Source organism: Gemmobacter lutimaris, assembly GCF_003570715.1.
Taxonomy (GTDB): domain Bacteria; phylum Pseudomonadota; class Alphaproteobacteria; order Rhodobacterales; family Rhodobacteraceae; genus Gemmobacter; species Gemmobacter lutimaris.
In genome coordinates, this window is the sequence record NZ_QXXQ01000012.1 from 110277 (window position 1) to 128739 (window position 18463).

At 63.4% G+C, this 18463-nt stretch carries 18 protein-coding genes; 7 read left to right on the plus strand and 11 right to left on the minus strand.

The window, feature by feature from the left end:
- Positions 1-125 precede the first annotated feature (125 nt).
- Together D2N39_RS17600 and D2N39_RS17605 are read left to right on the plus strand one after the other, a co-directional pair.
- Positions 126-1049: a sulfite exporter TauE/SafE family protein gene (locus D2N39_RS17600; RefSeq protein ID WP_119136079.1), complete on the plus strand. Its 924-nt coding sequence runs from the start codon at positions 126-128 to the stop codon at positions 1047-1049.
- Complete coding sequence (locus tag D2N39_RS17605; RefSeq protein ID WP_119136080.1) at positions 1046-1813, plus strand: TIGR02186 family protein; 768 nt, start codon at positions 1046-1048, stop codon at positions 1811-1813. The genes D2N39_RS17600 and D2N39_RS17605 overlap by 4 nt, the downstream gene beginning before the upstream one ends.
- Before the next feature lie 3 nt (positions 1814-1816).
- Here the strand turns inward: D2N39_RS17605 and D2N39_RS17610 are convergent, their stop codons facing one another.
- Genes D2N39_RS17610 through D2N39_RS17620 form a run of 3 tightly spaced genes read right to left on the minus strand, consistent with a single transcriptional unit; the run spans position 1817 to position 4090 of the window.
- Positions 1817-3127, minus strand: coding sequence for an MATE family efflux transporter (locus D2N39_RS17610; RefSeq protein WP_119136081.1), 1311 nt, complete (start codon positions 3125-3127; stop codon positions 1817-1819).
- Between the two features lie 4 nt (positions 3128-3131).
- Positions 3132-3644 carry a PaaI family thioesterase gene (locus tag D2N39_RS17615; protein ID WP_119136082.1) on the minus strand — a complete coding sequence of 171 codons (513 nt, stop codon included), beginning with the start codon at positions 3642-3644 and terminating at the stop codon, positions 3132-3134.
- On the minus strand, positions 3641-4090 hold the full coding sequence (locus D2N39_RS17620) for a PaaI family thioesterase (RefSeq protein ID WP_119136083.1): 450 nt from the start codon (positions 4088-4090) through the stop codon (positions 3641-3643). Before D2N39_RS17620 ends, D2N39_RS17615 begins: the two co-directional genes overlap by 4 nt.
- Before the next feature lie 143 nt (positions 4091-4233).
- Between D2N39_RS17620 and D2N39_RS17625 the strand changes: the two genes are divergently transcribed.
- The 4 genes from D2N39_RS17625 (at position 4234) to D2N39_RS17640 (ending at position 7293) form a co-directional block, all read left to right on the plus strand.
- The gene (locus D2N39_RS17625) at positions 4234-4608 is read left to right on the plus strand and encodes a MerR family transcriptional regulator (RefSeq protein ID WP_119136084.1); all 375 of its coding nucleotides are present in this window, start codon (positions 4234-4236) and stop codon (positions 4606-4608) included.
- Between the two features lie 171 nt (positions 4609-4779).
- Positions 4780-5199 carry a MerR family transcriptional regulator gene (locus D2N39_RS17630; protein WP_119136085.1) on the plus strand — a complete coding sequence of 140 codons (420 nt, stop codon included), beginning with the start codon at positions 4780-4782 and terminating at the stop codon, positions 5197-5199.
- Positions 5200-5238: 39 nt separating this feature from the next.
- On the plus strand, positions 5239-7014 hold the full coding sequence (locus tag D2N39_RS17635; RefSeq protein WP_119136086.1) for an acyl-CoA dehydrogenase C-terminal domain-containing protein: 1776 nt from the start codon (positions 5239-5241) through the stop codon (positions 7012-7014).
- Positions 7015-7080: 66 nt separating this feature from the next.
- Positions 7081-7293 (plus strand): hypothetical protein, encoded by a 213-nt coding sequence (locus D2N39_RS17640; RefSeq protein ID WP_119136087.1) that lies wholly within the window; start codon positions 7081-7083, stop codon positions 7291-7293.
- 35 nt (positions 7294-7328) lie between these two features.
- Here D2N39_RS17640 and D2N39_RS17645 read toward each other — a convergent pair whose 3' ends face one another.
- Both D2N39_RS17645 and D2N39_RS17650 read right to left on the minus strand, forming a co-directional pair.
- Positions 7329-9377, minus strand: coding sequence for a calcium-binding protein (locus D2N39_RS17645; RefSeq protein ID WP_119136088.1), 2049 nt, complete (start codon positions 9375-9377; stop codon positions 7329-7331).
- 242 nt (positions 9378-9619) lie between these two features.
- Entirely contained in the window at positions 9620-11044 is a 1425-nt protein-coding gene (locus tag D2N39_RS17650) for a sensor histidine kinase (protein ID WP_233557252.1), read from the minus strand.
- Positions 11045-11323: 279 nt separating this feature from the next.
- Here D2N39_RS17650 and D2N39_RS17655 point away from each other — a divergent pair, with 279 nt between their 5' ends.
- On the plus strand, positions 11324-11935 hold the full coding sequence (locus D2N39_RS17655) for an acyl-homoserine-lactone synthase (RefSeq protein ID WP_233557249.1): 612 nt from the start codon (positions 11324-11326) through the stop codon (positions 11933-11935).
- Between the two features lie 52 nt (positions 11936-11987).
- On the opposite strand, the gene D2N39_RS17660 is transcribed toward D2N39_RS17655, so the two are convergent.
- The 6 genes from D2N39_RS17660 to D2N39_RS17685 all read right to left on the minus strand — a co-directional run bounded on the left by D2N39_RS17660 (position 11988) and on the right by D2N39_RS17685 (position 18234).
- Entirely contained in the window at positions 11988-12383 is a 396-nt protein-coding gene (locus tag D2N39_RS17660) for a response regulator (protein ID WP_119136110.1), read from the minus strand.
- A 746-nt stretch (positions 12384-13129) separates the two neighbouring features.
- Complete coding sequence (locus tag D2N39_RS17665) at positions 13130-14449, minus strand: ABC transporter permease family protein (protein WP_119136090.1); 1320 nt, start codon at positions 14447-14449, stop codon at positions 13130-13132.
- The gene (locus D2N39_RS17670; protein WP_233557251.1) at positions 14442-15104 is read right to left on the minus strand and encodes an ABC transporter ATP-binding protein; all 663 of its coding nucleotides are present in this window, start codon (positions 15102-15104) and stop codon (positions 14442-14444) included. The genes D2N39_RS17665 and D2N39_RS17670 overlap by 8 nt, the downstream gene beginning before the upstream one ends.
- 22 nt (positions 15105-15126) lie before the next feature.
- The gene (locus D2N39_RS17675; RefSeq protein WP_119136092.1) at positions 15127-15549 is read right to left on the minus strand and encodes a hypothetical protein; all 423 of its coding nucleotides are present in this window, start codon (positions 15547-15549) and stop codon (positions 15127-15129) included.
- A gap of 98 nt (positions 15550-15647) precedes the next feature.
- The gene (locus D2N39_RS17680; RefSeq protein ID WP_325048516.1) at positions 15648-17141 is read right to left on the minus strand and encodes an alkaline phosphatase; all 1494 of its coding nucleotides are present in this window, start codon (positions 17139-17141) and stop codon (positions 15648-15650) included.
- Between the two features lie 214 nt (positions 17142-17355).
- Positions 17356-18234 (minus strand): LysR family transcriptional regulator, encoded by an 879-nt coding sequence (locus D2N39_RS17685; protein ID WP_199725293.1) that lies wholly within the window; start codon positions 18232-18234, stop codon positions 17356-17358.
- Between the last annotated feature and the right edge of the window lie 229 nt (positions 18235-18463).

An 18463-nucleotide genomic window follows, 5' to 3' on the forward strand; every position in this document is an offset into this window, starting at 1 on the left:
GTGCAGCCACTGCGCCGGACAAGCGTTTGACAAGGCAGGCGGAAGAACGCAAGTCTTGAGGACGGGCCTGCCCGTTTCCTGAAGACACCCGCTCCCTGAAGACCCTTCGCCGACCGGACCCGCCCATGACGCTGTTCCTCCCTATCGCCGAGGTCTCTGTCAACGCTTTCGCGCTGATCGGGATCGGTGCGATCGTCGGCTTTCTGTCGGGGCTGTTCGGGGTGGGCGGCGGCTTTCTGATTACGCCGCTTCTGTTCTTCATCGGCATTCCGCCCGCCGTGGCGGTGGCCACCGGAGCCAATCAGGTGGTTGCTTCGTCGATTTCCGGCGTTCTGGCACAGTTGAAGCGCAAGGCGGTGGATTTCCGCATGGGGGTCGTGCTGCTGGTCGGCGGCTTCATCGGCTCGGCCCTCGGCATCTGGGTCTTCTCGCTGCTCAGCGCCGCGGGGCAGGTCGATCTGTTCGTGCAACTGTCCTATGTGCTGTTTCTGGGCCTCGTCGGACTGATGATGTTTCAGGAAAGCCTGCGGGCCATCCTGCGCGCCCGCAAGGCGGGCAAGGTGGAGGTGCGACGCGCGCATGTCCATACCTGGGTGCACCGGCTGCCGCTGAAGATGAAGTTCCGCGCCTCGGGCCTTTACATCAGCGTGCTGCCGCCGCTGGGCGTGGGCGCCATCGTGGGCTTCCTGTCGGCGGTGATGGGTGTAGGCGGTGGCTTCATCATGGTGCCCGCGATGATCTACCTGCTGGGCATGCCCACCAAGGTGGTGATCGGCACCTCGCTGTTTCAGATCATCTTCGTCACCGCATTCACCACCGTCATGCATGCGGTGTCCAGCCAGACGGTTGACATCCTTCTTGCACTGACCCTGATCGGAGGCGGCGTGATCGGCGCACAGATCGGCGCGCGGGTGGGCGTGAAGCTGCGGGCCGACCAGATGCGCATCATGCTGGCGCTTCTGGTGCTGGCGGTCTGTTTCCGCGTCGGGCTGGACCTGTTGCTGACACCCGAGGAGTTTTATTCGATCACGCCGGGGCGCCTGCCATGAAGGGGCTGTTTCTCGCGCTTCTTCTGGTCGCCTCGCCTGCCCTTGCCAATGACCCCGGCGAGGAAATCGTCGCGGGGCTGAGCCAGTCATCCGTGTCGATCACCGCCGATTATGCCGGGGCGGAAATCCTGATCTACGGTGCGGTGAAGCGCGAGGCGCCGCCGCCGCGCGGCCCGACCATCCAGGTCATTGTTACGGTCGAGGGGCCGGAAGGCCCGGTCGCCGTGCGGCGCAAGGATCGGGTCTGGGGGATATGGCAGAACAACGCGGCGGTCGAGATTGACCGGGCGCCCAGTTTCTATGCCGTAGTGACCTCGGGTCCGCTGGCACAGGTCTTGTCGGAAACCGATGACCTGCGCCATCGCATCACAATTCCCCGCGCCATCCGCTCGGTCGGGATCGCGTCCGAGGCGGACGAGGCGCCCGCCTTCGTGGATGCGCTGCAACGCATACGCACGGGTGATGGGAAATACTCCCTGCGCGAAGGCGGGGTGCAACTGACCGAACAGACGCTGTTTCGCACCGATGTCGCCCTGCCTGCCGCGCTGACCGAGGGCGATTATACTGTCCGCATCTTTCTGACGCGCGAGGGCCGCGTGGTCGATACGATCAAACGGCGGATCTGGGTGCGCAAGGCCGGGCTGGAGCGGTTCTTGTATCAAAGCGCGCATGACTGGCCGCTGCTTTACGGCCTTGCCTCGCTGCTGATTGCGGCGCTGGCGGGATGGGGTGCCTCGGCGCTGTTTGCGCGGCTTCGGCCTTAGGGTTCATACGATGGCCAGCCGCGCCTCAAGCCGGGGCCAGCGCCAACCCAGTGTCAGCCCCCGCGCCGCGTTCAGGATCATCAGCGAGGCCCAGAGCCCGTGATTGCCCCAAAGAGGCAACAGAACGGCAAGGACAGCGGCGTAAAGCGCGACGCACAGGATCATGGCGTTGCGCATCTCGCGCGTGGCAGTGGCGCCGATATAGATGCCGTCATACATCCAGCTTGCGGTGCCAATCAGCGGAGCGACCACCATCCACGGCAGGAATGCGCGCGCCTCGGCCCGGACCTCGGAGGATGTGGTCATCAGATCAATGATGGCCCCGCCCGCCAGCGCGAAGCCCGCAGCCATCAGGGCGGCCCCGCCCAGCCCCCAGAGAAACGGCAGCCGCACCGATTGTCGCAGCACCGGACGCGAACGCGCACCCACCGCCTGCCCCACCAGCGTTTCGGCCGCGAAGGCAAAACCGTCCAGCGCGTAGGCGGTGATTTCCAGAAATTGCAGCAGCACCTGATTGGCGGCCAGCGTCACGTCGCCCTGCCCCGCCCCAAGGAACAGGAAGGTGGTGAAGGCGCCTTGCAGCAGAACGGACCGGATCATGATGTCGCCATTGATCAAGGCCATGCGGCGCAGCGCCGGACTGTCAAACAGCCGCACCCGCGCAGAGGCCAGTGCAGGGCCAAAAGCATCGCGGCAGAGCCAGAGACCCAGCGCCAGCCCTGACCATTCGGCGATCAGCGTGGCCCCGGCCACGCCCCGCACACCCCAGCCAAGCCCCAAAACGAACCACAGGTCCAGAAGGATGTTCAGCCCGTTCATCCAAAGCTGCAACACCAGAACGCCCCGCGTGCGCTCCAGCGCGATCAGCCAGCCGGTGACGGCGTAAAGCGCGATGGTCGCCGGGGCGCCCCAGATGCGCAGGGTAAGGTATTGCCGCGCCAGCGCCTCGACCTCGGGGGAGGCTGGCGCCACGCGAAACGCCGCCCAGAACAGGGCGCCTTGCGTCACGATCAACACCGCGCCGACTGCGAAGCCGATCATCAGCGCCCGCAGCAGCACCGCCGTGCGTTCCGGCGCGTCACCCGCGCCATGCGCCTGCGCGGCAAGGCCGCTGGTGCCCATGCGCAGGAAGCCGAAGATCCAGTAGAAGGTCGCCAGCACAATCGCGCCGATGCCCACCGCCCCGATGGGTGCCGCCGTCCCCATCTGCCCGACCACCCCGGTATCTACTGCCCCCAGCAGGGGCACCGTGGCATTCGACAGCACAATGGGCGCCGCGATATGCAGCACCCGGCGATGGGTCACCGGGGTCACGGGGTCAGCCCTCGCGGTCCGGCATCAGGAAATGCCCGGTCGCCTGCGCGAACAGCCGCGAACGGTTGTCCTGCCACGCCTCGACATGCACACTGGCATAGCGGCGGCCCGAACGGTTGACCCGCGCCCGCGCATAAGCATCGCGCGGCAGGCCCGAACGCAGATAATCCACGGTGAAATCAATCGTCTTGGGCAGGCGTGGCAGATGCGTCGCGTCGATGGTGGCGGGATCGAGACTGCCTTTCTCCATCTCCTCCCACAGCATCGACCAGCTCAGTTCGATGATCGCCGTCACCTCAAGAAACGCCGCTGTGGCGCCGCCGTGCAGGGCGGGCAGCAGAGGGTTGCCGATCAGCTCGTCCTTGAAGGGCAGGATTGCGGTCAACTCGTCGCCACGCCGGTCAAACTGGATCCCGAGGAAGCTGATATAGGGCACCCCCTCGACCAGACGGCGCAGCGCACCGTCGCGGCGCTGTTTGAGCACCTGAACAGGCTCGGGCTTCTGACGCGGGCTCATTTGCCGCCCTCCACCGGCGTGCCGGGGCCGGGTTCCATGGTGAAGGCGCCGGTGGCCGAGGCGACGGGGCGACTTTCGTCATCGTCCAGCGCGGTTGCCCGCACGAAGGCCACGCTGCGGGTGACATGATAGCATTCGGCGCGGGCGCGGATGGTCTGGCCCGGCGTCGCCGCGCGCATGTAATCAATCCGCAGGTCGATGGTGGCGGTGCCCGCCGGGGCAAGGCCATGCGCCATCACCGCCGCACCGCTTGCTGTATCCATCAGTGCCGAAACCGCGCCACCATGGATAACCCCCGTCGCCGGATCGCCGATGAACCGCGGATCATAGGCCATGGCGATCACCGCACGGGCATCGCCAAACTCTTCCAGCCGCATGCCCAGCGCCCGCGCATGGGGCAGCGCCTCGATGAATTTGCGCGCGATGTCGCGCCTGTCGTTGCTCATGGCCTGCCTCTTGTGCCGGAACCTGCCGCGCCATGTGACATCTTGCGCGCCTCCGCCGCAACCCCTGCCGCAGCCTTCGCACCAAGCCCGATTGCAACCGGGGGCGGTTTGCCCTTAGGTTGGGCAGGCAAGGAGGACCGTGCATGACCGATACCCGCCTGACATTCAAGGAAATGTGCGCCCGGTTCGACGTCACGCCCCGGACCTTGCGCTATTACGAGTATATAGAGCTTCTGGCCCCCGAACGCGAAGGCCGCGCCCGGTTCTATGGCCCGCGCGAGATTGCCCGGATGACGCTGATCCTGCGCGGCCGCCGCTTCGGTTTTTCGCTGGAGGAATTGCGCCAGTGGCTTCTGATCTATCAGCAACAGGGCACCCGGCCGCAACTGGAAGCCTGGATCGGCCTCGCTGACCGGCAACTGGCCGAACTGGCCCGCCAGCGTAACGAACTGGATGTGACCATCGCGGATTTGCAGGCCCTGCGCGAAACGGCGGTGAAGGAACTGGGCGAGACCTGAAACCCGGTTCACACGGGGTCAGAAAATTGCGCTGACGTTGCGTCAGATTTCAGGACATTACGTCACCGAAAAACTGACGTGACGTTATGTTTACGTCAACTTCGATCCCTCTGGTATCAAAAGGTCAGACCCCGCATCTCTGACGCAGAGTAACTCTGCACGAGACCCCGTATGACCCGTTTGACGCAAACCGACCTGTCGGACACCCTGTCGATCCGCGAAATGTGTGACGCCTTCGAGGTGACACCCCGCACACTGCGCTTCTATGAGCAGAAGGAACTGCTGTTCCCGATCCGTCAGGGCACACGCCGCCTGTTCACCCGCCGCGACCGCGCGCGGCTGAAGCTGATCCTGCGCGGCAAGCGCTTCGGCTTTTCGCTGGAAGATATCCGGCAGCTTCTGGACATGTATGACCACGACCCGAGCCAGCAGGAGGCGCAGCTGAAGCGCACCTATGAACTGGCACAGGAGCGGCTGCACGCCATGGAGGCGCAGCGCGACGAACTGAACGAGGCAATCGCCGAGCTCAAGACCCAGATGGCCTGGGGCGAAGAGATGATGGCCGGCCTCAGAAACCGTGGCGGCGCCTGACCGGCACCCGCCCAGAGCAAGACCCGAAGGGAGAGAGACATGCCCACCTATACCGCCCCCGTGAAAGACATGCAGTTCCTGCTGCAAGATGTGCTGCGCGTCACCGAAACCGGCGTGCCCGGATATGAGGATCTGGACGCGAGCTTCACTTCGGCTGTGCTGGATGAGGCGGGCAAGGTCGCCTCCGAGGTGCTGGCGCCACTGAATGCGGTGGGCGATGCACAGGGCTGTGTTCTGGAAAACGGCGTGGTGCGGACGCCCGAAGGCTTCAAGGCCGCATTCGAGGCAATGAAGGAAGGCGGCTGGACCGCACTGGATTGCGACCCGGAATATGGCGGCCAGGGCCTGCCGTACCTGATGGGCACCGCCGTGGGCGAGATCTTCGTTTCCGCCAACATGGCCTTCAACATGTATCAGGGCCTGACCCATGGCGCCTATTCGGCGATCCATGCCCATGGCACGGACGACCAGAAGGCAACTTATCTGCCGAAGATGGTGTCCTGTGAATGGACCGGCACGATGAACCTGACCGAGCCGCATTGCGGCACCGACCTGGGGCTTCTGCGCACCAAAGCCGAACCGCAGGCGGATGGCAGTTACAAAATCACCGGGCAGAAAATCTTCATTTCGGCTGGTGAGCATGACATGGCCGAAAACATCATCCATCTGGTGCTGGCCAAGGCGCCGGGCGGTGGCGAGGGCACCAAGGGCATTTCGCTGTTCATCGTGCCGAAGTTCATGGTCAAGGAGGATGGCAGCCTGGGCGACCGCAATGCGGTTTCCGTCGGCAAGATCGAAGAGAAGATGGGCATTCACGGCAATGCCACCTGCGTGCTGAACTATGACGGCGCGACCGGCTTCCTGCTGGGCGAATTGCACAAGGGCATGCGTGCCATGTTCACCATGATGAACGAGGCGCGTCTGGGTGTGGGCTTGCAAGGCTATGCGGTGGCGGAAGCCGCCTATCAGAACGCCGTCGCCTATTCGAAGGACCGCCTGCAAGGCCGCGATGTGACCGGGGCCAAGAATCCCGCCGGGGCTGCCGATCCGCTGATCGTGCATCCGGACATCCGCCGCAGCCTGATGGACCAGAAATCCTTCGTGGAAGGCGCCCGCGCGCTGACCTTCTGGGGCGCCTCGCTGATCGACCGCCACCACCGCCAGAACGACGCGGCGGCCGACGGGCTGGTGGGTCTGCTGACGCCTGTCATCAAGGGCTTCCAGACCGACAAGGGTTTCGAGATGGCGGTGCAGGCCCAGCAGGTTTACGGCGGGCATGGCTATATCGAGGAACAGGGAATGTCGCAGTTCGTGCGCGATGCCCGGATCGCCATGATCTATGAGGGCGCGAACGGTGTTCAGGCGCTGGACCTCGTGGGGCGCAAACTGGCTGCGGATGGCGGCAAGCATGTCATGGCATTTTTCGAGATGGTGAAGGCCGAATGCAAGGCACATGAAGGCGATGCCCGCATGGCCCCCTTCACCGAAGCGCTGAAGGCAGCGTCAAAGCAGATGCAGGCGGCGGGCATGTTCTTCATGCAGAACGGGATGAAGAACCCCAATGCCGCGCTGGCCGGGTCTTACGACTTCATGCATCTGATGGGGCATGTCTGCCTTGGCCTGATGTGGACCCGCATGGCGAAAGCGGCCCATGACGCGCTGGATGCGGGTGCCGCAGATAAAGCCTTCTATGAAACCAAGATCGCCACGGGGCGGTATTACATGGCGCGTCAGCTTCCGGCCTGCGCCGCGCATCTGGCGAGAATCGAAAGCGGCGCCGATCCGGTTATGGCGCTGGCGGCCGAGGCATTCTAAGCTGCGGGCGACATCGGGCAAAATCCTTGCACAAAGGATTTTGCCCCAGCCCGACCGGAGACGCCCATGCCCCGCCGCTTTCGCCTGACCCGCCGCTTTCCCGTTGCCATGACCGAGGACGGCTATCGCCGCCTGCGCAAATTCGCGCAGGAGGCCGGGTTGGACGAGGGCGAGGCGCTGTCATTCCTGTTTGAAAACTGGACCAGCGTGATCGACAGCGACAACCTGACCCACCGCCTGCGCCTGTTCAATGCGGAACTGGACGCGCGCAAGCGCTGAAAACGGGGCCGTGCGGCCACAGCCCACAACCCGGCTCAGAGCAGATCTATGTTCTGGGCCAGCACTTTCAGACTGCCCATCCCCTCTATTGTAATGACCTGATCATAACCGAAGAGGCCGGTGCCGAAATCCAGCACCGCATCGCCCTTGACGACGCGGCCATAGGTATCGACGATCTGTTCTACCGTCATGTCGGCAATGCGGCTGAAGCCGGATTTGACAAGACCCAATCTGTCGGTGCCAGCCTCGAAATCGGTAACTACCATTCTTTCGTTGAACAGGTTGAATTCAAAGCTGTCGGCCCCTGCGCCGCCGGTCATCCTGTCGGTCCCGTCACTGGCGCGCAGCGTATCGTTGCCGCCACCGCCTTTCAGAACATCATCGCCCTGCGCGGCAGTAAGCAGGTCATCCCCTGCGCCGCCTGAAAGCGTGTCATCCCCGGCCCCGCCCAAAAGCGTATCGCTGCCACTGTCGCCGTTCACCCGGTCATTGCCTGCGTCGCCGTCCAGCCGGTCATTGCCCCCGCCGCCGAACAGCAGGTCGTTGCCGATATCGCCCGCCAGATCGTCGTTGCCCGCCTGCCCGGACAGCCGATCATCGCCAGTCCCGCCCCGCATGTAATCGGCACCCGAGCCGCCCAGCAGCACATCCCGGCCAGCCTCGCCGAATATCATGTCGGCCCCGGTTCCACCGCTCAACCGGTCATCGCCTGTGCCACCGTTGAGCAGATCCTGCCCCGCGCCGCCATCCACCGTATCCTTGCCGCTGTCGCCATATCCAAGATCGTCACCCCCTTTCAGCACAAGTCGGTCGGCCCCGCCCTGCCCGGAAAAGGAATCGACGTCATTGTCGCCGGTCATCGTATTGGCCCGCCGGGTGCCAAGGTCCACGTCATCGGACAACCAGGTCTGCACGCGCTCCAGCCAGAGACCGGGCCAGAATCCCGTCTGGCTCCAGCCGGCGATCAGATGGCCGTCGCCGGTCAGCGCAGCGTCAAGTTCGCGCGGCACCGTCTGGTCGAAGGGGCTGATGCGCAGTTCCGGCCCCTGAGGCTTGCCGTTCGCACCGATCTGGCGGGCGTAGATTCCCGCCTCGTCATCACCATGCCCATCGCTGTCGCGCCACAGCACGATCAACCCGCCGCCGGGACGTTCCAGAACGACCGGATCGGATTGGGTGCCCTGCGCATAATTGTTTACGCGATAAATCTGGCCCGGCTCGCTGCCATCCGCCTGCATCACGCGGATCATGATGTCGGTGCCGACACCTTCCTTGAACGTGCCCGTCCAGACCGCGGCAATCTTGCCCGGCGCGATCGGCGCCAGCAGGGCCGGTGTCGTATAGCCGGGGGTGATGCCGTCGGGAAAGCCGTTCGCCACGAAATAATCATCCAGCGGCTTTCCCTTGGCATCCAGCCTGACCGCCCGCGTCAGACCGCTGTCGAAGCTGACGATGGTTTCGCCATCGGCCCCGACAGACAGTTCCACCCGCGAGGAGGATGAAACACTCTGCGACCCTTCCAGCCGGAATTCCTTGCCCTTCGCCGCACCATTCGCACCACGCACCTGCACCCAGACGCCGTTGTCGGCCGTGTCGAAAAAGTTGCTGATCGTGCGCACGGTGATGAAGCCGCCCCCGGACAGCGCAGCGATCTGCACACCTCTGGGCGGGGTATCCTCGGTCGCGTAAAGATCGACCGCCTCGCCGCGCGCCTTTCCCGCCTTATCGAAGCGCTGCATCATCACAGTCGGTGTTTCGTCCGCGCGCAGCCGTGTCCAGCTGACAAGAAAACCGTCTTCCATCGGCACCGCCCGCGCGTAAGCTACCCGGTCCAGCGCACCGAAGGGGCCTTCTACCGGCGCGCCACGATCCAGCACAACGGGTTTACCCGTCACCTGACCGGAAGCATTCAAAAGCGTCACGGCGATGAAAGACCGGGCATCATCCCCCTCGCCTCTGGAATAACCGGCAACGGCAACCACCTTGCCATTCCCCAGTGTCGCAAGATCGAATGAATTGAAACGATCCGTGTCCGACCCCAAGATCCCGGTGACCGGAGCGCCGGGGAACATGTATTTCGACATGCCGTTCTCCTGCAAAAATATATTGGAAGGCCCGCCGAAGCGGTAAAATGTGCAACAAACATAGGGCAAAACCGGGTCCAAGTCCACTTGGCCCGCAATAAAGGCATATATCGCGGCCCTAACCGCCACCCCAACAGCCGCCCTGCCGCAAATTCATACTTTGCGTTTGCAGATGGCAGGATGCTTGCAGATCCGGCCGTCGATGTCCTGCGCCCGGACTGCCTGCCACAAGCGCGATGCGGTCAGGCTGCTGCGGCCTTGCCCTGCACCGGCAGGGTCATCGCAAACACCGTGCCACGCACCGGCCCCCGGTAGTAATCAATCCGGCCGTCATGCGCCTCGATGATCTGCTTGGTGATGCTCAGACCCAGCCCTGTGCCACCAGCCTTGCGCCCGTCCCCCGAATCGAGCTGGGTGAAAGGCTCGAACACTTCGTCCTTTCGGGCCTCGTCCAGCCCCTCACCCTGATCGCGGACCTCGATCAGCGCCATGTCCTGCCGCATCATGATGCTCACCTCGATCTCGCTTTCGGCGGGCGAGAATTTCGCAGCATTCGACAACATGTTGCTAAGCGCCTGCGTGATTCTCTGAACATCCACAGAGGCATAGATCGGCTCTGCCGGCCTGACGAACTGGATGACGCAGCCGAAACGGCCCGCGTAGGGCTGATTCACATCGACCGCCTCCTGCACCAGCGCCACAAGATCCGTGGTGTGACATTGCAGTTGCAGCTTGCCAGCACTCGCCTTCTGAAGGTCCAGCACCTCGTCAATCAGCGATTTCAGCGTTTTGGAGTTTCTTTGCGCGATTTCAAGCACCCGCTTCGGTGCCTCGTCCACCTTGCCCAGATTGCCCGACAGCGCCAGATCCAGCGAGGCGCTGATCGAGGTCAGCGGGGTCCGCAGCTCATGGCTCATGGTGGACAGGAAGGCCGACTTGGCCGCAAGGGCGGCCTCGATCTTCTTGTTCTGCACTTCCAGCTCGATCAGCCGCTCCATGTTCGTGCGATACATGGACAGGAATATCCGCGAGCAATCAATGATGAAATAGGCCACGAAAACGCTGGTGAACAACTGTACCCAAAGCTCTGACCCGAGATCCGCGCCTGTCAGGACGACGTCGCGGATCGGAATTGCGAAGAAAGTCACCCCATAGATAGCCAGCCGCAGCGCCAAGATGCACAGAAGGTGGTGATTGTTCATGGCAGCAAACACACCCGCCGCGAACAGGAAGAACATGGGCATGAAATGCGAGCCCTGTCCCTGAAGGATGGAGATCCAGATAGCGAAGAAGCTGATGGCACCGGAACTGATGATCGTGCCGATCACGACACTCCAGAAATGCCGCTGACCCGGCTTCTGCCCGTGGTCTTTGGCCTTGGAAATGTTCTGGAACACCCGGAAGTCATAGGCCTCGCTGACCACGACCATGACAAGATTCAGCACCGCAAGCGGCAAGCTGTAGTAGACACCGGCAAGAAGAAGTGCGACACCAAAGATCATTTGGCGCTGCCAGAACAACCTTTGTCCGACCTCTGCATAGTCCAGAAGTTGCCGTTGCAGGCGATCTTCGTCCGTGCGGGTGGTCGTCAGTCGTTTCCACAACAACCCGAACTGGCCCGCGACACGGCTTGCACCGCGTGTTTCGTTGGGTCTGTAGGCCGACACTTCGCTCAACTCACCACTCCAGGTTGATATTATTAACCTGAATGACGAAACATTGTCGCCAAAAAGAGGAAAAACTGTGGCACATTTCGCCATAAACGTGCATATCAAAAGAGAAGAACACGAAACGTCGAGGTAGGCATGGAAGGTCTGAAACCGGCTAGGTTGCGTTCAGCTCGGTTGTTCTTTCCTGTAACCAGTCCGCAATTTCTGCCCGAGAGCAACGCCACCGATCGCATCGTCCTGAAAAAGACTGCGGTCATTCATCCGAAGGAAAACAGGGTGGAACCCCTGGTGGGCGGCGCCTTGAAGGCGACCACCCTGACCTTCACGAACATTCACAAGCATGGCGATCTTTTCGTCGATTTCATGCGGATGCGGCACAAGGTCTTCATCGAAGGCAAGGGCTGGGATCTGCCTGAAACCGAAGGAATCGAGTTCGATCAGTATGATACCGCCCAGGCGCGGCTGATCGCCATTCACAGTTATGGCGAGGTGCTGGCCGGGATACGCCTGTTGCCCACCACATCCAGAGTCGGCCTGCACAGCTACATGCTGCGCGATGCCCAGCTTGGACTGCTGGACAGCCTGCCCCGCGACATCCTGTTTTTCGAGGCGCCGGTATCCCCGCTGATCTGGGAGGCGACCCGCCTGTTCATCAGGACGGACGTACCGGCCAAGCTGCGGGCACAGGTCCAGACCATGCTGATGACCGAGATGGCGCAGGTTGCCCGCGAGGCAGGTGCCACGCATGTCATCGGTATCGTTCCCTCGGTGTTCAGGCGCTGGATGGCCCGGATCGGCATGTCTGCCTCGCCCGTCGGTGCGCCGCTTGTCATTGATGGTGACAAGGTCTGCGCCGCACTGTTCCCGGTGGCCGAGTTCGTGAACTGACCCGGACACGACAGGACAGGGCATGAGGGTGCAACATGTCATGAACGGATGATCATGCCACCCGCCCGAACAGGCTGGCGTCCCAAAGGGCGCGGATCTGCTGGCCCAAGGTCAGGGCATCAAAGGGTTTGGTGATCGTGCCAAGGATGCCCGGCCCTTTCAGATCCTTCAATTCCCGCTCTGTCGCCTTCGCGGTCAGAAAGATCGCGGGGGTGGCGGAGAATCTTGGCATGGCGCGCAGCTGCTGAAACGCCTGAGGCCCCGTCAGCCCCGGCATCATCACGTCGAGCAGAAAGAGATCCGCCTCGATGTCCTGGGCATGGCGGACCACCTCGTCGCCACTTTCGAACTGGACAAGGGGAAGCCCCGCAACTGTCTCAAGCGCGATCTTCACCAGAACCCTGATGTCCGGACAGTCATCAACATGAATGATTCTGGGATCTGACATCGTTTCCATCCCCTGATGATCCATGTGAACCGAAGCATCGCCTCACCGCATGAGACTCACACCGTTTCCGTCCACCCAGAGATAGTGCGCCCGCATTGTGGCGATCAAAAGGCGACAATTCCACACCGACGCCACGACGCTTGACGCATTCTGCAAGGGCATTGTCGCAGGCGCCGCCGGAGATGCCGGACGGGAGATCGCTGCCTGTCTCGATCTGGCGCCCGGTGCATTTGATTGGAAGGCATGAGATAATCGGTCTGAATGATGCACCAGGCTGCTGTTATCTGGTGTCTTCCCCTGCCATACTGCTTGCCCCGTTGCGCCGGGCACAAACGGGATCTTCATTGATGTCAGGGCACGCCAGCCGACGATCCGGCGCGCAAAGACAGTGATGACTGTCCGGCGAACAGCCCGATTTGCCTGCGATCACGCTCAGCACCGCGGCCTCAGACGGATACGCATCGCGGTGTTCCGCCGCCAGCCGCACCCCGCCTTCGCGCAACGCAGGTGAATAGGGCCTAGCGGTCTTTTACTATTGTGTCGGGCCCATAACCGGCAATGCTCCGATAGCTTTGCCCGGCAGTAACCCGGCGATGTTCCGTGTCCGTGGCCCTTGCGCAGGCGTGGACGACGCACCTCCCCCCGGCCCCGGCGACGTGGGCATGATCATCAGCCCCGAAGACGGGTTTCGCGGCAAGAAGTCCAAGGATCAGCGCAGGAAAGGATGCGGTGCATCGCCGACCTTTTCAGGCGCGGAGATCAGGAACAATGGGGCGGCGCACGGCCGACCAGGCAGGAAGCAGGGCAAGAAGCAGCGTGAGGCTTACGAAACCCGCGATGAGGTGCAATTCCGGCCAGCCGAGCGTAGCCGAAACAAGGACATCGGTGCGCGCGGTGACCATCCGCGACAGCACGGAGGCGGCGGCAAGTCCGACGACCAGCCCGGCCAGCGCACCGACGAGGATCAGCGCGGCCGAATAGCCCCAGACAACCGCGAAGACATAACGCAACGGCGCCCCCAGCGCGCGCAGTAGCGCAAGGCCGCGTGCGAAGATGCGGGTGAGGATCATCAGCCCTGCCAGCACCGCGACAGTGACAAGCACCTGCGTCACCACCGCAAGAAGCGACATCGCCGCGCGCACGTCGCCCATGATCACATGCAGTTGCGCCAGCACCGTGCCGGGGAAGAAGGCCATCAGGTCGGGACGGGTGAAGCGGGACTTCAGGCCGTAGTGGGCCCAAAGCTCGTCCGAGCGGACGAGGACCGCAGGGGTTCCCGGAAAATAGTCCGGGTCGAAGGGGGGGCCGATGCGCCCCGCATTCTCGGGGGCATGGCCATCGGCAAGGCCATGAACGGCCCAGACACCTTCGACCGGGACGAGGATTGCACGATCCCAAGGACTGCCGGTTGGGGCCATCCTTCCGGTAACGGTATAGGCAAAATCGGCATGCGACTCGTCTTCCGCCGTCGGCCCGTGGCCATGCTCGGGTGTGAGCGCCTCGCCGAGCGCGACCGGCGCATAGGCCCCCGCCACAGCCTCTTCTGCGGTCTCGAACAGCCGCCCCTCGGCGAGACCGCCGGACAGGTGGGCCACGAAATCCGCCGTGGTGCCCACGACCGGCGCCCCGTCGTGGCTGTCGCCGAAGGCGATTGGTGCGGCCAGAGAAACGCGTTCGGTGGCGGCGATCTCGGCATATTGCGCGCCAGAGACGAGGGGCACGTCAGAAGGTTGCAGATAGACCGCGGCGAGCATCAGCGTGATCTCGCTGCCCGGCGCCGCGACGACAAGGTCGAACTTCTCGGCCGCCAGCGCGCTGCCCTGCCGGAGCCCGCGTTCCTGCGCGGTGAGGCCCACACCGATACCGACCGAGATGGCGATCAGCGCGACGAAAACGACATTCGCGGCGGAAAACCGGCCAAGCATCGCGCGGACCAGCGGCCAGGGTGACAGGCCGCGCAGCACCACGATCCCGGCCACCAGACCCGGCGCCAGAAGCGCCAGCGCCAGAAGGGCGTCCTGCAGGGTGGTCGGTAGTCCGGCCCATAACCAGAAGACATCAGGCATGGTGACCCTCGCGCAGGTGTCCGTCTACGATCTCCACCGACTGGTCCAGCCGTTCGGTTAGCGCCGGGTCATGGCTTACCACGACAAGCGTCCGCCCATCTTCGCGCGAGAGGGCCACCAGATCATCTATCAGCCGGTCGGCCGCCGCGCGATCCAGGCTCGCCGTAGGTTCGTCGGCAAGGATCACGGCCGGGTCATGCGCAAGAGCGCGCGCTATCGCGATCCGTTGCCGCTCACCATCGGAAAAGCTCGCGGCGAGCCGCCCCGATGTTCCACCAAGCCCCAGCCGGTCCAGCGCAGACCGCGCGCGCTGACGAATCGCCGCCCGCTGGGACGCAGGCGCAAAGCCCGCGGCAAGCGCCGCGTTCGCCTCGGCCCCGAGTTCTTCGAACAGAAGGAAATCCTGAAACACGAGGCCGACGCGGGCGCGGCGGAACGCGGCACGGGCAGGGTCGGTCAGCGAGAGCAGGTCGGTCTCACCCCAGCGCACCGCGCCTTCGACGTCCGTCAGAAGGCCCGCCAGCGCGTGGAGAAGCGTGGACTTGCCCGCGCCAGACGGGCCGCGAACAGCAAGCGACCGACCCGCTGGCAGATCGAGGCCGGGCAGCGACAAAAGCAGGCGTCCGCCCGGCGCGGCGACCCGAAGGTCTGTCACGCTGAGCGCCAGCCCAGGACATTCAGACGCGGCTGTAGCTGGCATCGGTGATCCGAACCTTGCTGTAGAAACCGAATTCCGGATCAACGTAATCGCCGAGTTCCAGCACCCCTTCGACGACGATGGGCACGTTGAAGGGCGCCACCTCGATCACCCGCTTGGCGTAGATTGCCAGAAGGTCATCGGGCCAGGGCGTGCCGGGTTCGCAGAACGGGCAGACAGCCATGGGCTTCTTGGTCAGCACGAAGAACACCGACTCGGCCTTGAGAGGCGGCGCCATGAAACCTGACACGGCAATACGCTGACCTTCGTTCGCCAGGGCGAGATTGGAAAAGCCCAGATCCTTGTTGTAAAGGTCGCGCATCCTGACCGGCGCATCGGCACGGGCAAGACACGGCAGCAGCGCGAAGAGGGGAAGAAGGCCAAGGGCCTGACGTCGATTCATCGGGAACCTCCTGCGGGCAGTCTGGCAGCTTTCGATGGCGGCCATGTGACGCAAAGGCCCCGCATCGCCTCGGGGCCTCGCGTCGCTTTATCGTGCAATCACTCGGCGGTGACAGCGTGACGCATGACGTGGAAGATCACGTTCTGCTCGATGGTGCCGCCGAAGAGATGCGCCCAGGGGCCACGGGCATAGACCGCGACATCCTCGCCCGAGTGCGTTTCCGACGACATCGGGATAAGCGCCTGTTGCAGATAGTCGATGTCGGTCGCCTGTTCTTCTGTCAGGTCGGGACGCGAACCGGCATAGGTCTTGTCGGCCTGCTCGACGAGGACCGATCCTGCGCCGTTGAGATAGCCGATCACGGTATAGGGCTTGCCGTCGGCAGCAAGGTTCGGCTCGCCACTGTGCGCGGTCCCGGCGCCGTCCTCCTTCATGCACAGACCAAGGATGTTCGAGCCACGACCGCAGTAGCCGTTGAACGAGATGGCGTGCTCATGGTCGGCGGTGACGATGATCAGGGTGTCCTCGGCGTTGGTCATCTCCACCGCCTTGGCGATGGCATCGGCGAAGGCCTTGCCGTCGGTCAGCACGCGATAGGCATTGCCGTCATGGTTGGCATGGTCCACGCGGCCCGCCTCGATGCTCAGGTAGAAGCCTTCTTCGTTGGCCGACAGCGTTTCGATCGCGGCGGCGGTCATCTCGGCCAGCGAAGGCTCGCCAGTGCGGTCGGCTTCGTATTTCATGTGCGAGGCTTCGAACAGGCCCAGCACCGGGGCGTTGTCGCCCTTGGTCAGCGCGGCGAAGTCGGTGTCGGCAAAGACCACCTGTGCGCCCATCGCCTTGGCTTCCTCGGTCAGGTCACGCCCGTCAGTGCGCTTGCCGGCCTTGCCCTCGACGTCGGTGACAGTCTCGGGCAGGAAATGGGCGCGGCCACCGCCGAGCGCGAGGTCGATCACGCCAGCCTTCATCTGCTCGATAAGCTGGTCGGCGATGTCTTTCTGGGCGCAGCCCTCGGGGATGCCCGTGTTGTCTTCCCAATCGCGCGACGCGGTGCGGGCATAGACCGCCGCCGGGGTCGCATGGGTTATGCGCGCGGTGGAGATCACACCGACCGATTTGCCCATCTCCGACACGATCTCTGCAAAGGTCTTCACACCGGCATCCAGACCGGCGACACAGTCCTTCTCGGCCACGGTGTCCTGAATGTTGATCATCCCGTTCTTGCCCTTGATGCCGGTGTTCATCGCCATGGCAGTGGGGGCGGAGTCCGGGGTCTGGCCATTCGACGAATAGGTCTTCACCAGAGCCACGTTCGGGAAGGTTTCCTGCGGCTGGACATACTCGTCCCCCAGCCCTCCGGCCTGCTGGCCAGAGAACAGGCGGATCGCGTAGTTCGTGCCGACGCCATTGCCATCCGCAGTGAACAGGATCACGTTCTTCGCCCTGCCGGTGATCGGCTGGTTCGCGAGGCGTGCGGCGATGGTCTCCTGCGCGGCGGTGAACCAGGGGCTCGAAGCCTGCGGCAGCTCCTGCGCGAGGGCGGGCGTGGCGAGCGCGACGAAGGCGACGCCGGAAAGGAATGACTTCAGCACGGGGTGTCTCCAAAGGATCATCGGTCCCCGCCGACTACGCCCGCGGCGTCAGAGTTTAATGACGGGTAGGCGATGTTTTGGTGACAGAGCCGCAGCGCGATCAGCGACATTGCCCATCTGGTGACCCAAACGAAGCGGATATGTCCAGACCTGCGGCGCAGGCCCAGAAAAACAGACATTCACTGATCTCGGTGTGAGTGACCGGAAAGGGCCATTACCCCCGCACCATGGCAAGGAAGGCGGTGAAGCCTGCGGAAGGGTTGCGGCGGCCGGGGTAATAGAGGGAAAAGCCCGGCCGCGCGGGTGTCCAGTCGGGCAACAGGCGGATCAGGCGACCTTCGGCAATGTCTTCGGCCACGTCCGCTTCAATGAAATAGCCGATCCCTGCCCCATCCAGCACGGCCGCGCGGGCGATGGCGGCTTCGTCCACGGTCAGGCGGCCCTTGGCGTCGAAGGGCACAGATATACCGTCTTTCTCGAACGGCCAGCGCAGCAGGGCGCCATTGGGCAGGCGCACGCGCAGGCAATGATCGGGGTTCAGATCGGCCGGCGAAGCAGGCGCAGGATGCAGGGCCAGCCACTTCGGTGCGGCCACAACAGCATGCCTTTGCGGCTGGCCCATTGGCAGCGCGATCATGTCGCGCGGCACCAGATCGGCGGGGCGGATGCCCAGATCGAAACCTTCGGCAACGATATCGACCAACCGCCCTTCGGTCACCAGATCAACCTGCATGTCAGGATAGCGGTGGAGGAAAGTCAGCACGAGGGGCGCCACCGCCCTGCCCGCCTGAACCGAGGCATTGATGCGCAACAGGCCTGTCGGCGTCTGGCGTTGGGCCCGAACGCCATCTATCGCCGCGCGAATTTCGGTCAGCGCCGGTGTGACGCGGGCGACGAAATCGCGCCCGGCATCGGTCAGCCCGACACTGCGGGTGGTGCGGTTGAAAAGACGCACGCCAAGCTCGGCCTCCATCCGCCCGATGGTATGGGACAGTGCAGTGGTGGAGATGCCAATATCCAGCGCCGCCGCACGGAATGACCCGCGCCGCGCGATGGCCAGAACGGCCTCCAGTCTCTTCAGCCCCGGCTCCACAACTATCCCGATTATGTCATCACAAGATGCCATATTATCCCGATTATATAAGAGCTGGTCGAGAGCTATGTTGGCGTCAGAGATGAAGGAGAGCGATATGACTGTTGATTTTCACCCAGAAGTGAGCCGGTTAGGCGCATAATTTTCACTGAGAACTGAGCCATGTGAACCTTCCCCCAAAGCGGTGAGCGGCGGGGGCAACGGAGTGATCCACATGGGACTATTGAAT